This is a genomic window from Carbonicoccus niuqiaonis, assembly GCF_050157065.1.
GTDB lineage: Bacteria > Actinomycetota > Actinomycetes > Propionibacteriales > Propionibacteriaceae > Avipropionibacterium.
This window is the reverse complement of the sequence record NZ_CP189573.1, coordinates 2054921-2067681: the sequence shown is the minus strand read 5'-3', so window position 1 is coordinate 2067681 and position 12761 is coordinate 2054921. Positions and strand designations below refer to the sequence as shown.

Here is a 12761-nt window from a genome sequence, read left to right as displayed (position 1 = left end):
CTAGTCGGCCGGTACGAGACTCAGGCCCTCGGCAGCCCGGGGAGCCGGAGTCCGGTACGCAGTTCTGCTGCCCGGACGTGGGTTGCCAGCTTCGCGCGGAGGTCTTCGGTCAACGTGGCCACCTCGTGCTGGCGGCGCGGCCAGGCCATCCGGGTCATCGGGATCGGCTCACCGAACACCACGTGCATCGACTTCCCCCGGCCGGGCACCTGGCGCGGTGTCTGGTCGGGCTGCCGGGTGCCCAACATGGCGACCGGCACGATCGGGGCGCCGGTGATCATCGCGAGATAGGCGGCACCGCCGTGGGCGACGTCGAATGCCCCACTGCCGCGATGCCCTTCCGGGAACACGCCCAAGATGTTTCCCTGCAACAACACCTGCAGGCTCTGCCGGACGGCTCCCTTGTCGGCGGTGCCACGCGTCACCGAGATCTGGCCGGCGGCCTCCAGCACCCGCCCGACGACCCCGCGGAAGAGCTCCTGCTTGGCCAGTGCGTACGTCGGCCGCGGGCTGGCCAGCACGATCAACGGCCCGTCCAGCATGGCGATGTGGTTCGCGGCCAGGATGACCGGGCCCGTGGCCGGCACCAAGTGTTGATCATGGACCTGGACGTCCCACCAGGTCCGCATCAGCCGCCACACCGGCCCCTTGAACCGACGCAGGGCCGCATGCGGCAGTGGCGGCAGGTCGGCCAGATCAGGATGGTCGGGCACACGGAGGGCCGGGGAACGCTTGGTCGTGACGGGTTGCTGCTCGGACTCCTGCAGGCTCACGGCTGCTCCTGGGTCGTGGGCTCGGCGGTGCTGGTGGGGCCTTCGGTGGCGAGCCGACAGATCGTGGCGATGACCTGGGGCAGGTCGAGGTGGGTCGAGTCGACGACGGTGACGCCCTCGGCGGCCTCGGTGAACGCGGCCACGGTCGAGTCGTCCCGATCCCGGCGCAGCACCTGGTCGGTCACCGCCGCCTCGTCGACCCGGTCCCCCAGCTCGGCGTGCCGCCGGGTGACCCGGGCCTGCGGGTCGGCGACCAGCAGGATCCGGAGGTCGGCGTCCGGGGCGACCACCGTGGTGATGTCACGACCCTCGACGACGATGCCGGTGGGCGAGGCCGCGATGATGGCGCGCTGTCGGGCGATCAACGAGCGACGGACGTCCTGGTTGGTCGCGACGTTGCTGACCGTCGCCGAGATCTCGGGGTCCCGGATCGCCTCGGTGACGTCGTGGCCCTCGATCCGGATCTGCGGCTGCGTCGGTGAGGTCGAGATGGCCAACTCCGCCCCGTCCACCAGTTCGGCCACCGCGGCCCGGTCCTGCGGATCGGTACCCCGTTCGCGGACCAGCCATGCCGCGGCGCGGTACATCGCCCCGGTGTCGAGATAGGCCAGCCCGAGCCGGGAGGCCACCCCCTTGGAGGTGCTCGACTTCCCCGATCCGCTGGGACCGTCGATCGCGATCACGGTCCGGCTGTCCTGGGGCATGCTCGACACGATCAACAGGCTATCGGTTCGGCCGTGACGCCTCCGAGACCGCCACGACGGTGGACGGCGAACAATGGCTGAACCCCGGCCGACCGTTCGATGGCCTGCCGGCGACGGCACTCAGGCACGCAGGTCCCAGCCGGCGGCCACCAGGTGATCACGCAGGCCGGCAGCCTGGTCCGGCACCACCGACAGCGCCAGGAAGCCGACCTCACGGACCTGGTCGTGCTCGATCTCGACGTCCTCGACGTTGATGCCGGCCGCGTCCACCTCGGCGAACAGTCGGGCCAGGGCACCCGGCGCGTCGGGGATCTCGATGACGACCTGCGCCCAGTCGACGGCGCGCTGGCCGTGCTTGCCCGGGATACGACTCGTCCCGTCGTTGCCGGCACGCAGCGCGCCGGTCAACTCGGACCGGTCGTCCAGGCTGGAGATCAGTTCGTCCAGTCCGCCGCGCAGGGCGTGCAGCCGCGGCCGCAGCGCGTCGGCGTTGGCGGTGAGGATCTGGGTCCACAGTGCCGGGTCACCGCCGGCGATGCGCGTGACGTCGCGCAACCCCTGGCCCGACAGCTGCAGGTGCTCGGCCGGTACGTCGACCAGCTGACCGGCGACCAGCACCGCGGCCAGGTGCGGCAGGTGCGAGACCGCGGCGACTGCGGCGTCGTGTTCGGTCGGGTCCATCAACTGCACCATCGCGCCACAGGCCTTGGCGAGCGCGACCACCTGCTCCACCCGTTCCGGGGCACTGGCGTGGTGCGGGGTGACGACCCAGGTCCGGTCGACGAACAGTTCGGCGTTCGCGGCCGCCGGCCCGGACCGGTGCGACCCGGCCATCGGATGGGAGCCGACGTACCGTTCGGCGCCGGGCGCATCGGCCACCGCCTCGGCGATCGCCGCCTTCACCGACGCGACATCGGTGACGGTCGCGGTGGGGTGGTCGGCCAGCGCCTCGCGCACCACGTCGGCACAGGCATCGGGCGGTACGGCGACCACGACCAGCCCGACGTCAGTCGGCTCGGGACGCTCGACGGTTCCGGCACCCAGCCCGGCCGCGACCCGGACGTGGCTGGAGGTCCGGTCGCTGAGGTGGACGGTCCACCCGGCGCCGGTGGCGGCCAGGGCGATCGACGCACCGACCAAACCGACACCGATGACCAGGATCGACCCGTCAGGCATCGGCGTCAGGGGCATCCGTGCTGTCGGTGGCATCCGTGTCGGCAGGGGTGTCGTCGGCCGAAGTCTCGGACGCGGCAGCGTCGACGTCACCGGACTCGTCGGCGGTTGCAGCCGTGCTGTCGGCCGCCGAACTGCCGACACCGGTCATCCCGCCCAACTCGGTCGCGGTGATCCGGCGGAACTTGCGCGCCTGCGGCCGGAGCCGGTCGAGCACCGCCACCTCCAGGTCGTCGACGGCCAGGTCGCCCGCGCCGCCGCGGGAGCCGGCCAGTGCCCGTACGGCCAGCGCCACGGCCTCGGCCAGGCTCAACCCGTCACGGTAGCCCTCGGCGATCGTGGTGGTGATGGCCTCGGCCTGCCCACCCATCACGGCGAACCGTGCCTCGTCGCCCACCGAGCCGTCATAGGTCAGCCGGTAGATCTGGTCGTGTTCGGCGGTCACGCCGACCTCGGCGACGAAGATCTCCACCTCGTACGGCTTCTCGCCGCCGCTGGAGAAGATGGTGCCGAGCAGTTGGGCGTACGCATTGGCCAGGCCGCGGCCGGTGACGTCGGCCCGGTCGTAGCTGTACCCGCGTAGGTCGGCGTGCCGGATGCCGGCGATCCGCAGGTTCTCGAACTCGTTGTACCGACCGACCGCGGCGAACCCGATCCGGTCGTAGATCTCGCTCACCTTGTGCAGCGCCTGGGACCGGTTCTCGGCGACGAAGCAGATGCCGTCGGCGTAGCGCAGCACGACGACCGACCGACCCCGGGCGATGCCCTTGCGGGCGAAGTCGGCCCGATCCTTCATCTGTTGCTCGGGCGCAACGTACATCATGCTCATCGCGGGCTCGTTCCCTCTCGCACGGACGGTTCCATGATCACGACAGCTCCGCCGCCGGACCGTCGGGCCGGACCATCCGACCCGCGATCAGCCGGTCCATCATCGATGACACCTCGGCCTCGTCGAACTGGTCAACGCCGTTCTCGTCCACCACCATCACCACCGGGTAGATGTGACGGGTCAGGTCGGGACCGCCGGTCGCGGAGTCGTCGTCAGCCGCGTCGTACAGCGACTGGACAACCGCCATCGCGGCCTGCTCGGCGTCGAACTGCGGACGGTACAACTTCTTCAACGCGCCGCGGGCGAACACCGACCCCGAGCCCACCGAGTGGAACGAGGTCTCCTCGTACCGGCCCCCGGTCGCGTCGTAGGAGATGATCCTGCCCTGCCCGGTGGACGGGTCCCAGCCCGCGAACAGCGGCAGCACCGCCAACCCCTGCATCGCCATCGGCAGGTTCTGCCTGATCATCGCGGCCAACCGGTTGGCCTTGCCGTCCAACGACAGCGGCGCACCCTCGATCTTCTCGTAGTGTTCGAGCTCGACCCGGAACAGCCGCACCATCTCGACCGCGATGCCCGCCGCACCGGCGATGCCGACCAGCGAGTACTCGTCGGCCGGGTACACCTTCTGGATGTCGCGCTGGGCGATCATGTTGCCCATCGTCGCGCGCCGGTCACCGGCCATCACGACACCGCCGTCGAAGGTCGCCGCCACGATCGTGGTGCCGTGCGGGGCGAGCTGGCCGGCGGTCTCGGCGCCGACCTTGGCGGCCGGGGTGAGGTCGGGTCGTACGTCGGCCAGGAACTCACTGAACGATGACGATCCCGACCGCAGGAACGCCGGGGGCAGCATGGCGTCGGCCGGCATCACTGGCCGCCCTTCTGCACGAACGATCGCACGAACTCCTCGGCGTTGACCTCGAGCACGTCGTCGATGTCGTCGAGCAGGGAATCGATGTCCTCGTCGCGACGCTGTCCACCGCCGGACTGCGGCAGCGGTGCGGGCTCGGGTTCCGGCTCGTCCGGTCGCCGGTTCGGCTGGCTCTGCTCTGACATGGTTCCCAGCCTAACCGCGTGGTCCGGCGGCCGAGCTGTGGCCGCCATCCGGACCACCCAGTCCGGACCAGGCCGCCACCAGGGCGGTCACCGAGTCGGCGTCGTCGACCAGCGCGGCGGTCGAGGCCCGGTCGCCGACGAACGGGTCGACCAACTCCAGCCGTTGCAGGGTGCGCCGGCCGGGGACGTCGAGGATCAGCGTGTCCCAGCTGGCCGCGACGACGGACTCACCGAACTTGTCCATCACCCGGCCCCGGAAGTGGGCCCGGGTGTCGTCCGGCGGTCTCGTCACCGCGGCGGCCACCTCCGCGGGGTCGACGAGCCGACGGATCCGGCCGCGACGTTCCAGCGCCGCGTACAGCCCCCGCTCCGGGTCGAGGTCACAGAACTGGAGGTCGATCAGGGCGAGCTTCGGGGCCGACCACGGCAGCCCGTCACGGTCGACGTACGACTGCAGCAGCGACCACTTCGCCACCCACTCCAACCGGTCCCGCAGTTCGAGCGGGTCACGCTCAAGGGTGTCGAGCACGTCCTGCCAGGCGTCGAGCAACTTGCCGGCCTCCGCGTACTGCCGCTCGCTGCCGAACTCCCCCGCCGCGACGAAGGTGCGGCAGCCGGCCAGGTAGGCGCGCTGCAGCTCGACCGCGGTCACCCGGTCGCCGTGCTCGGTCCGGACCAGGGCCCGGCAGGTCGGGTCGTGGCTGACCTGCTGCATCGCCGGCACCGGGTCGGCCAGCTGCGGGACGTCGGCCAGGTGCCCGGCCGCCAACGCACGAAGTGTCAGCGAAGCCGTACCGACCTTCAACCAGGTGGACCATTCGGCCTGGGTGGCGTCGCCGGTGATCACGTGCAGCCGTCGGTACCGGCGCGGGTCACTGTGCGGCTCGTCGCGGGTGTTGATGATCGGCCGGTTCATGGTGGTCTCCAGGCCGACCGGGGCTTCGAAGAAGTCGGCCCGCTGCGAGATCTGGAAGCCCGCCTGCTCGCTCGCCTGTCCCAGGCCGATCCGACCCGCGCCGATCACCGGCTGCCGTGACACCAGGAAGCCGGTGAACTGGGTGACCACGCGGCTGAACGGGGTGTCGCGGTCCAGCAGGTAGTTCTCGTGGGTGCCGTACGAGGATCCCTTCCCGTCGGTGTTGTTCTTGTGGACCCGCACCGCCCGGCCCAACAGCTCGGTCGCCCGGCGTGCCGCGTCGACCATGATCAGGTCACCGGCCCGGTCCCAGACCACCGCATCGCGCGCCGTGGTGACCTCGGGGCCGGAGTACTCCGGGTGGGCGTGGTCGACATAGAAGCGGGCCCCGTTGGTCAGCACGACGTTCGCCATCCCGGTGTCGGCGTCGGTGAGCAGGTCCGGATGGGCGGTGGCCCGCGGGATCCGGACTCCCCGGACGTCCTGCAGGGGTGACTCGGTGGCGTAGTCCCAGCCGGCCCGACCGCGTTGCGTGGCGTCGGCGTAGCCCCGGACCACGATGTTGCTGAGGTGCATCGGATGGATCGGGTCGTCCCCGGGGCGTCGCTCCACGCTGATCCCGTACTCGGTCTCGATCCCCATCACGCGGTCCGGTGCTGCCGTCACCCGGGCCAGCCTAGTGTCGCCGCCTACGCTGGGCCCGTGACCACCACGACCGACGAGCCGTCGACCACGCCCGCCACGACCACCGGGTCACCCGTCCCCCTGGTGATCGACTACGTGCTGGTGGTCGTCTTCGCGGTGATCGGTCGGGCGAGCCACGCGGCCGACCTGACCCCGCTCGGAGTGTTGGTCACCGCCTGGCCGTTTCTGATCGGGTGCTTCGTCGGCCACGTCTTCACCCGGGCGTGGCGACACCCGGCACGGCTGTGGCCGACCGGCGTGGTCATCTGGCTGCTGACCGTCCCGGCCGGGATGATGCTGCGGATCGCCGCCGGTGACACCGCCGCCGTCCCCTTCATCGTCGTCGCCACGATCACGCTCGCGGTGTTTTTGCTCGGCTGGCGGCTGGTCGCCCTCGTGGTGCGACGAGTCCGGTCGTGAGCTGACGTACGGGTCAACGGACCGGCCAGCGCCGTTCCCGGATGGCGTCGAGTACGGGCGGGGGTTCCACGTCCAGGTCGTGGCGGACCAGGTCGGCGTCCCGCTCGTCGCGCAGCACAAGGTGCTTGCCGTCGAGCACCACCTCGGTCACCTGTGCGCGGGCGTACCGCTCCACCTTGTCGCCGGTGGTGAACACGAGGTCGCGGGCGGTCACGGTCACGGTGGTCAGTGAGCCGACGATCAGCAGCCCGGCCACCAGGCCGGTGACCAGACCGAGCGCGACCAGGATCCACGAGCCGGCCCAGCCGGCCAGGCCGGCGAGCAGCTCGCGTGGCCCCTGGAACGGCAGCCAGTCGAGTTGGCTCGCCCATCGCAGCACCACCGGGGCGGCGACGCCGAGGCCTGTCCCGAGCACGGTCGTGACCACGACGATGCCGGCCCGAACGGCCTCGGACACCCGGAACTGCGCCGGTGGCTGGTCTGCCGCGTCCACGGTGTGGTCCTTCCTGCGGTCCTCGACTCCCGTCATGCCTTCAGTGTGACACACCAGTGTCCTATTTTGCTACCACGATGTACCGACTATGCTCTGCGCATGCCCCGATCGGAACCGGAGTCGGCCACGAGTCGCCGGACCCGTGCCCTCCTCGTCGACACCGCGATCGAGGTGCTCGCCGTGCGGCCGGATGCCACCCTGGGCGAGATCGCCTCGGCTGCCGACCTGAGCCGGTCGACGCTGCACCGGCAGTTCGCCAACCGGACCGCCCTACTCGGGGCCATCGACCGTGAGTGCCGGGCCCGATTCGGCCGCGCCGCCACGTCGGCTCGACCCACTGACGGCACCGGGCTGGCCGCCCTGCAGCGGCTGGCCCAGGAGTTCTACGCCCTGGGGCCGGTGCTGGGGCTGATCTTCGCCGACAACGCGATGGTCGACCCCGACAGCTGGACGACGGTCGATCCGGACGTCGACGGGAGTGGTCAGGGCCTCGAGTCAGTGATCGGTCGCGGGCTGGCCGACGGCACCCTCGATCCGGCCGGCGACCCGGCCTGGCTCGAGACCACCTTCTGGGTGCTGCTGTTCGGCGCCCACCTGGCGACGATGCAAGGGACACCGACCAGCGAGGTCTCGCAGCAGCTCACCCGGACCGTGGGCAAGGCGCTCGGCGTCTGAGCCGTACGACCCGGGTAGGCCTCAGAGGTCCGAGTGGCCCTCAGAGGTACTGGCCGGTGTTGGACACCGTCTCGATCGAGCGGGACGCCGCACCGGAGGTCTTGGACGAGACCAGGGTGCGGATGAACACGATCCGCTCCCCCTTCTTGCCCGAGATCTTGGCCCAGTCGTCAGGGTTGGTGGTGTTGGGCAGGTCCTCGTTCTCAGCGAACTCGTCCACGCAGGATTGCAACAGGTGGTCGACCCGGATGCCACGCTGCTGAGCGGTGAGGAAGTCCTTGATCGCCATCTTCTTGGCCCGATCGACGATGTTGCCGATCATGGCACCGGAGTTGAAGTCCTTGAAGTACAGGACCTCCTTGTCACCACCGGCGTAGGTCACCTCGAGGAACCGGTTCTCCTCACCGGTGGAGTACATCCGCTCCACCGTGGAGTCAATCATGGCCCGTACGCACCGCTCCCGGTGGCCGTCGAACTCGGCCAGGTCGGCCTCGTGCAGCGGCAGGTCGGGGGTGAGGTACTTGGCGAAGATGTCGCGCGCGGACTCCGCGTCGGGCCGTTCGATCTTGATCTTGACGTCGAGCCGGCCCGGTCGCAGGATCGCCGGGTCGATCATGTCCTCCCGGTTGGAGGCGCCGATGATGATCACGTTGTGCAGGCCCTCGACACCGTCGATCTCGCTCAGCAGCTGCGGCACGATCGTGTTCTCGACGTCCGATGACACCCCCGAACCGCGGGTCTTGAACAGGGAGTCCATCTCGTCGAAGAAGACGATCACCGGGACCCCGTCGATCGCCTTGTCCCGCGCCTTCTGGAAGACGAGTCGGATGTGGCGTTCGGTCTCGCCGACGTACTTGTTGAGCAGCTCGGGGCCCTTGATGTTGATGAAGAAGGAGCGCCCCTCCTCCCCGGTCCGGTCGGTCACCTTGCGGGCCAGCGAGTTGGCGACCGCCTTGGCGATCATGGTCTTGCCGCAGCCGGGCGGGCCGTACAGCAGGATCCCCTTCGGCGGCCGCAGCCGGTGCTCGGCGAAGACGTCGGGGTACAGGAACGGCAGCTCGACCGCATCGCGGATCGCCTCGAGTTGACCGCTCAGCCCGCCGATCGACTCGTAGCCGATGTCGGGCACCTCCTCCAGCACCAGGTCCTCGACGTCGAGCTTCGGCACCCGCTCGTACGCGAAGTGCACCCGCCGGTCGACCAGCAGGGAGTCGCCAGAGCGCAGCCGATCGGCGGTCAGTGGTGTCGCCAGTCGGACGATCAGGTCCTCGTCGCCGTGGGTGCTGACCACGGCTCGTTCCCCGTCGGGCAGCACCTCCTTGAGGTGGCAGACCTCGCCGACCCGGTCCTGCCCGAGGACGGCGACCACGTTCAGTGACTCGTTGACGATCACCTCGCGGCCCGGCTGCAGGTCATCCTGGGCAACCTGGCTGCTGAGCGAAACCCGGACCTTGCGGCCACCGGTGTAGACGTCGACGGTCTGGTCGTCGATCCGGCCCACCACGGTGCCGAAGGTGACCGGCGGCAGGGCGAGTCGGTCGGCCTCGTCCCGCAACGTCACGATGGTCTCGCGGGCCTCGGCCAGCACGGTGTTCAGCCGGTCGACCCGGGCGGCACTGACACCGACCTCGCGGCGGGCGTCGGCGAGCCGTCGCTCCAGCTGCTGCAACTCCTTGGGATGGGCCGACTGGGCCACCCGCAGGTCGGCCAGCTCCCGGGACAGCGCCGCCACGCGCGCACGCAGCTCCGCGTCCTCGGACACGTCCTCGAAGTCGGTCACCGAACCTCCCGTTCTGCCTACCCTTCGACCCTACTCGCCTCGCACGGGGGCGTCCGGGGTCTCGACCGGCGGGCCGGCATCGGGTGGTCGCGGACCCACGTAGTCCGGGCCGTACGCCCCGGGCGCCGGCCGCCGCTTGCGCCGCGGCGCGACGGTACCGGGAGCCAGTCGGCGGGCGGTCACCAAGAACCCGGTGTGGCCGATGCCGGCGTGGTTGGGGCGGATCGCCAGCCCCTGGGCGTGCCAGCCGCGGACCATGTGCTCCTCGGCCTCCGGCTCGGTGAAGCCGGTGTGGGTCCGCAACGTCTCGACCATCCGGCCCAACTGGGTGGTGGTGGCCACGTACGTGCACACCACGCCGCCGGGCTCGAGCACCCGGGCGATGGCGTCGACGCATTCCCACGGGGCCAGCATGTCGAGGATCACCCGGTCGACCGGGTCGTCGGTGATGTCGACGGCGAGGTCGCCGTGGTGGACCTGCCAGCCGGGATGGTCGCCGCCGAGGAAGTTGCGGACGTTACGCACCGCGATCTCGGCGAACTCGGGACGCCGCTCGTACGAGTGCAGCACCCCGCTCGGCCCGATCGCCCGCAACAGCGACATCGCCAACGCGCCCGACCCCAGGCCGGCCTCGATCACCCGGGCCCCGGGGAAGATGTCGGCGCCGACCAGGATCTGCGCGGCGTCCTTGGGGTAGACCACCGCCGCCCCCCGCGGCATCGTCACGGTGAACTCGGCCAGCAAGGGCCGCATCGCGAGGAACGGCAGGCCGCCCACGCTGGTGACGACGACGCCCTCCGGGCGGCCGATCAGGTCGTCGTGCGGGACCCCGCCCTTGGTGGTGTGGAAGTTCGCGCCGGCCTTCAGCACCACCGAGTGCCGGCGGCCCTTGGAGTCGGTCAGCGTGATCCGCTCGCCTTCGGTGAACGGTCCGCGACGCACCCCGGACAGCTCGGGTGGTTGGTCGTGGGCCTGATCGGGCCCGGTGTCATGGTCATCGGTGTCGTGGTCATCGGTGGTCATGCGCGTCGCAACCCCCACAGGGCGAGTTGGTGGCCGGGTGCGAGCAGTGTCGGGTCCATCAGCCAGCCCTGGGCGACGAACACGACCTCGTCGGTCTGCGTCATCGGCAGCACGACCAGGTCTTCGGCGGCGTACTCCTGGATCGCGGCCAGCGCCGGGTCGACGACGGCCGGGTCGGCCGAGGAGCGGACCTTGTTGAGCTCGGTGGTGACGGGTCCGGGCTGGACCGGGTCGTCCAGGTAGGGCTGCAGCCAGGCGATCGCGGCCGACGTCCACGCCTTGCGGTCCAGCAGCAGCAGGTCGGCCTCGGCGGTCCGGGCCGGGGTGGCCTGCACCAGCCGGACCGAGAGGCCGGTGTTCTCCAGCCGACTGCGCAACTGGTTGGCCCGGTCGGCGGCGTCGGGGGCGGTCGGGTCGTACGCCAGGGAGAGCTGGATCCGCTGCGGTGACGGGGACGGGGTCGCGCCGGTGACGCCGACGGGGAACGTCGGCACCCGTCCCGGGATGCCGTCGGGCAGCAAGGACTCGGAGATGCGGTCCTCCTGCAACGCGAAGGCGACCACTTTGCGCAACGCCTCGTTCTGGCGGTTGGGGCTCTCGGGGCGCCACATCAGCTGGTGCACCCGGGCACCCGGCAGCACCACCTGCGCGAACCCGGTTTCGGTGAGGTCCTGGTCGCTGGCCTCGACCTGGCGTTGCAGCCGGGTCACGGCCGCGGCCCCCAGGCCGCGCCAGACCACGTCGACGTCGTGCTCGAGCATCGCGCTCTCGAGCTCGGCCGAGGTGGCGAAGTGCCGCAGCACCAACCCGTCGACGCCGGCGCCCGAACGTCCCTTGTAGGTGGGGTTTCGGGCCAACTGCAGTTGCTCCGGGTCGTGGAAGCTGACCCGGAACGGGCCGGAGCCGATGATCGACTCCCCCACGGGCCGGATCGCATCCGGGTCGTACAGCTCCTCATCGACGATGGACGCCGCCGGGGAGGCCAGGCCCCACACGAACTGGGTGTCGACCCGGCTCAGGATGAACCGGACGGTCAACGGGTCGGGGGTCTCGATCCGCCGCAGTGACGACAGCAGCGAGGTCGACGTCCCGGCAACGTCGAGCCGAAGTGCCCGCTCGATGCTGAACTGCACGTCGGAGCTGGTCAGCGCGTGCCCATTGTGGAACACCAGCCCCTCCAGCAGGGTGCACACGTACACCGTCGGCGCATCGAACTTGCACTCACGGGCGGCATCCACCTTGGCTGCCTGCGAATCGGGGGCCACCGTCGTCAACCGCTGGAACACGTTGTAGGCAACGGTCGACGACGCCGCGTCGGTGATCGCGGCCGGGTCGGTCGCGGTGATCGCGTCGGTGGTGCCGACGGTGAACGCCCGCGGGACCTCGGTCGCCGACGGCGGCGGGACCGGCGGCCTACCGGTCTCGCAGGCCGTGAGCACCATGATCAACAGGGCCCCGACCAGGGCCTGCCAGGTGACGCGGCGCCGCTCAGACATCAACCGTGGGTGGGAAGTCGGCGGTGACCAGTCGGTCCAGCTGGGCGGCGTCGACCCCGACCAGGGTGTCGGTGAGATGGCGCAGTGGCGCGGTGGGGAGCTCGACGACGTTGCGGATGCCCAGCACGATCGCGCCGGCCGCATTGCCCGAGGCGGCTCCCGGTGGCGAGTCCTCCAGCACGACACAGCGCGCCGGGTCGACGTCGAGGGTGGCGGCCGCGGTCAGGTACGGCTCCGGGTGCGGCTTGCCGTGCGTCACCTCGTCCCCGGCCACGACGGTGGCGAAGCTGCTCTCGGGCAACCGCGACAGCACGGCGTCCAACATGCTGCGGTACGACGCGGAGACCAACGCACACGGGATCTGTTCGTCGGCCAGATGGGCCAGCAGCTCCAGCGCCCCGGGCCGCCACGGGATGTCACCGGTCAGCAGTTGCTGGGTGACCCGGGCGGTCAGCTGGTCGACGATCCAGGCCGGCTCGATGTCGTCCCGCCCGATCACGTTGACGATGTAGGCCGCCGAGGTGAGCAGTGAGTTGCCGACCAGGGCGTGCGCGTGCTCGTCGTTCCACTCCCCGCCCAGGCTGGGGATCAGCTCGTACTCGGCGGCCATCCACAACTGTTCGGAGTCGGCGAGGGTGCCGTCGAAGTCCCACAGCACGGCCTGCAGCCCGCGGTGCTCGTCGGACTGTACGGCTTCGGTGATCAACTCGGCTGGCATGGGTGTCAGGGTTCTCTTCCG

General features: G+C 70.5%; 13 protein-coding genes and 1 pseudogene. 2 read left to right on the top strand and 12 right to left on the bottom strand.

Going from position 1 to position 12761, the window contains the following annotated elements; all coding sequences use genetic code 11:
- Positions 1-20 precede the first annotated feature (20 nt).
- The 7 genes from ACQBAU_RS09405 to dop form a co-directional block, all read right to left on the bottom strand.
- A complete protein-coding gene (locus ACQBAU_RS09405; protein WP_465256640.1) occupies positions 21-773 on the bottom strand; it encodes a lysophospholipid acyltransferase family protein in 753 nt (250 codons plus the stop codon).
- Positions 770-1477 (bottom strand): (d)CMP kinase, encoded by a 708-nt coding sequence (gene cmk / locus ACQBAU_RS09400; RefSeq protein ID WP_465256653.1) that lies wholly within the window; start codon positions 1475-1477, stop codon positions 770-772. The genes ACQBAU_RS09405 and cmk overlap by 4 nt, the downstream gene beginning before the upstream one ends.
- Positions 1478-1597: 120 nt before the next feature.
- Positions 1598-2653, bottom strand: a complete 1056-nt coding sequence (locus tag ACQBAU_RS09395; RefSeq protein ID WP_465256639.1) for a prephenate dehydrogenase — start codon at positions 2651-2653, stop codon at positions 1598-1600.
- Positions 2646-3479, bottom strand: a complete 834-nt coding sequence (prcA, locus tag ACQBAU_RS09390) for a proteasome subunit alpha (protein WP_465256638.1) — start codon at positions 3477-3479, stop codon at positions 2646-2648. Before prcA ends, ACQBAU_RS09395 begins: the two co-directional genes overlap by 8 nt.
- Positions 3480-3516: 37 nt before the next feature.
- Complete coding sequence (prcB, locus tag ACQBAU_RS09385) at positions 3517-4347, bottom strand: proteasome subunit beta (RefSeq protein ID WP_434550482.1); 831 nt, start codon at positions 4345-4347, stop codon at positions 3517-3519.
- A complete protein-coding gene (locus ACQBAU_RS09380; RefSeq protein ID WP_434550483.1) occupies positions 4347-4535 on the bottom strand; it encodes a ubiquitin-like protein Pup in 189 nt (62 codons plus the stop codon). The genes prcB and ACQBAU_RS09380 overlap by 1 nt, the downstream gene beginning before the upstream one ends.
- A gap of 10 nt (positions 4536-4545) precedes the next feature.
- Positions 4546-6117 (bottom strand): depupylase/deamidase Dop, encoded by a 1572-nt coding sequence (dop, locus tag ACQBAU_RS09375; RefSeq protein WP_434550484.1) that lies wholly within the window; start codon positions 6115-6117, stop codon positions 4546-4548.
- 36 nt (positions 6118-6153) lie between these two features.
- Here dop and ACQBAU_RS09370 point away from each other — a divergent pair, with 36 nt between their 5' ends.
- Positions 6154-6555, top strand: a complete 402-nt coding sequence (locus ACQBAU_RS09370; protein ID WP_434550485.1) for a DUF3054 domain-containing protein — start codon at positions 6154-6156, stop codon at positions 6553-6555.
- 13 nt (positions 6556-6568) lie between these two features.
- On the opposite strand, the gene ACQBAU_RS09365 is transcribed toward ACQBAU_RS09370, so the two are convergent.
- Positions 6569-7084, bottom strand: a complete 516-nt coding sequence (locus ACQBAU_RS09365) for a YqeB family protein (RefSeq protein ID WP_465256637.1) — start codon at positions 7082-7084, stop codon at positions 6569-6571.
- Positions 7085-7147: 63 nt separating this feature from the next.
- Here ACQBAU_RS09365 and ACQBAU_RS09360 point away from each other — a divergent pair, with 63 nt between their 5' ends.
- Positions 7148-7723, top strand: coding sequence for a TetR/AcrR family transcriptional regulator (locus ACQBAU_RS09360; RefSeq protein ID WP_434550487.1), 576 nt, complete (start codon positions 7148-7150; stop codon positions 7721-7723).
- Positions 7724-7763: 40 nt separating this feature from the next.
- On the opposite strand, the gene arc is transcribed toward ACQBAU_RS09360, so the two are convergent.
- The 4 genes and pseudogenes from arc to ACQBAU_RS09340 all read right to left on the bottom strand — a co-directional run bounded on the left by arc (position 7764) and on the right by ACQBAU_RS09340 (position 12740).
- Positions 7764-9503, bottom strand: a complete 1740-nt coding sequence (arc, locus tag ACQBAU_RS09355) for a proteasome ATPase (RefSeq protein ID WP_434550488.1) — start codon at positions 9501-9503, stop codon at positions 7764-7766.
- A gap of 30 nt (positions 9504-9533) precedes the next feature.
- Positions 9534-10436: pseudogene (locus tag ACQBAU_RS09350) on the bottom strand (tRNA (adenine-N1)-methyltransferase); the annotation flags it as partial.
- 86 nt (positions 10437-10522) lie between these two features.
- Positions 10523-12022 carry an ABC transporter substrate-binding protein gene (locus tag ACQBAU_RS09345; RefSeq protein WP_465256636.1) on the bottom strand — a complete coding sequence of 500 codons (1500 nt, stop codon included), beginning with the start codon at positions 12020-12022 and terminating at the stop codon, positions 10523-10525.
- A complete protein-coding gene (locus tag ACQBAU_RS09340) occupies positions 12015-12740 on the bottom strand; it encodes an HAD family hydrolase (RefSeq protein ID WP_434550490.1) in 726 nt (241 codons plus the stop codon). The genes ACQBAU_RS09345 and ACQBAU_RS09340 overlap by 8 nt, the downstream gene beginning before the upstream one ends.
- Positions 12741-12761 lie beyond the last annotated feature (21 nt).

Excerpts from the sequence above, each read along its gene's own strand:
- cmk (WP_465256653.1), bottom strand. The coding sequence starts at position 1,477 with ATGCCCCAGGACAGCCGGACCGTGATCGCGATCGACGGTCCCAGCGGA.
- ACQBAU_RS09395 (WP_465256639.1), bottom strand. The coding sequence starts at position 2,653 with ATGCCTGACGGGTCGATCCTGGTCATCGGTGTCGGTTTGGTCGGTGCG.
- prcA (WP_465256638.1), bottom strand. The coding sequence starts at position 3,479 with ATGAGCATGATGTACGTTGCGCCCGAGCAACAGATGAAGGATCGGGCC.
- prcB (WP_434550482.1), bottom strand. The coding sequence starts at position 4,347 with ATGCCGGCCGACGCCATGCTGCCCCCGGCGTTCCTGCGGTCGGGATCG.
- ACQBAU_RS09380 (WP_434550483.1), bottom strand. The coding sequence starts at position 4,535 with ATGTCAGAGCAGAGCCAGCCGAACCGGCGACCGGACGAGCCGGAACCC.
- ACQBAU_RS09365 (WP_465256637.1), bottom strand. The coding sequence starts at position 7,084 with ATGACGGGAGTCGAGGACCGCAGGAAGGACCACACCGTGGACGCGGCA.
- ACQBAU_RS09360 (WP_434550487.1), top strand. The coding sequence starts at position 7,148 with ATGCCCCGATCGGAACCGGAGTCGGCCACGAGTCGCCGGACCCGTGCC.
- ACQBAU_RS09345 (WP_465256636.1), bottom strand. The coding sequence starts at position 12,022 with ATGTCTGAGCGGCGCCGCGTCACCTGGCAGGCCCTGGTCGGGGCCCTG.
- ACQBAU_RS09340 (WP_434550490.1), bottom strand. The coding sequence starts at position 12,740 with ATGCCAGCCGAGTTGATCACCGAAGCCGTACAGTCCGACGAGCACCGC.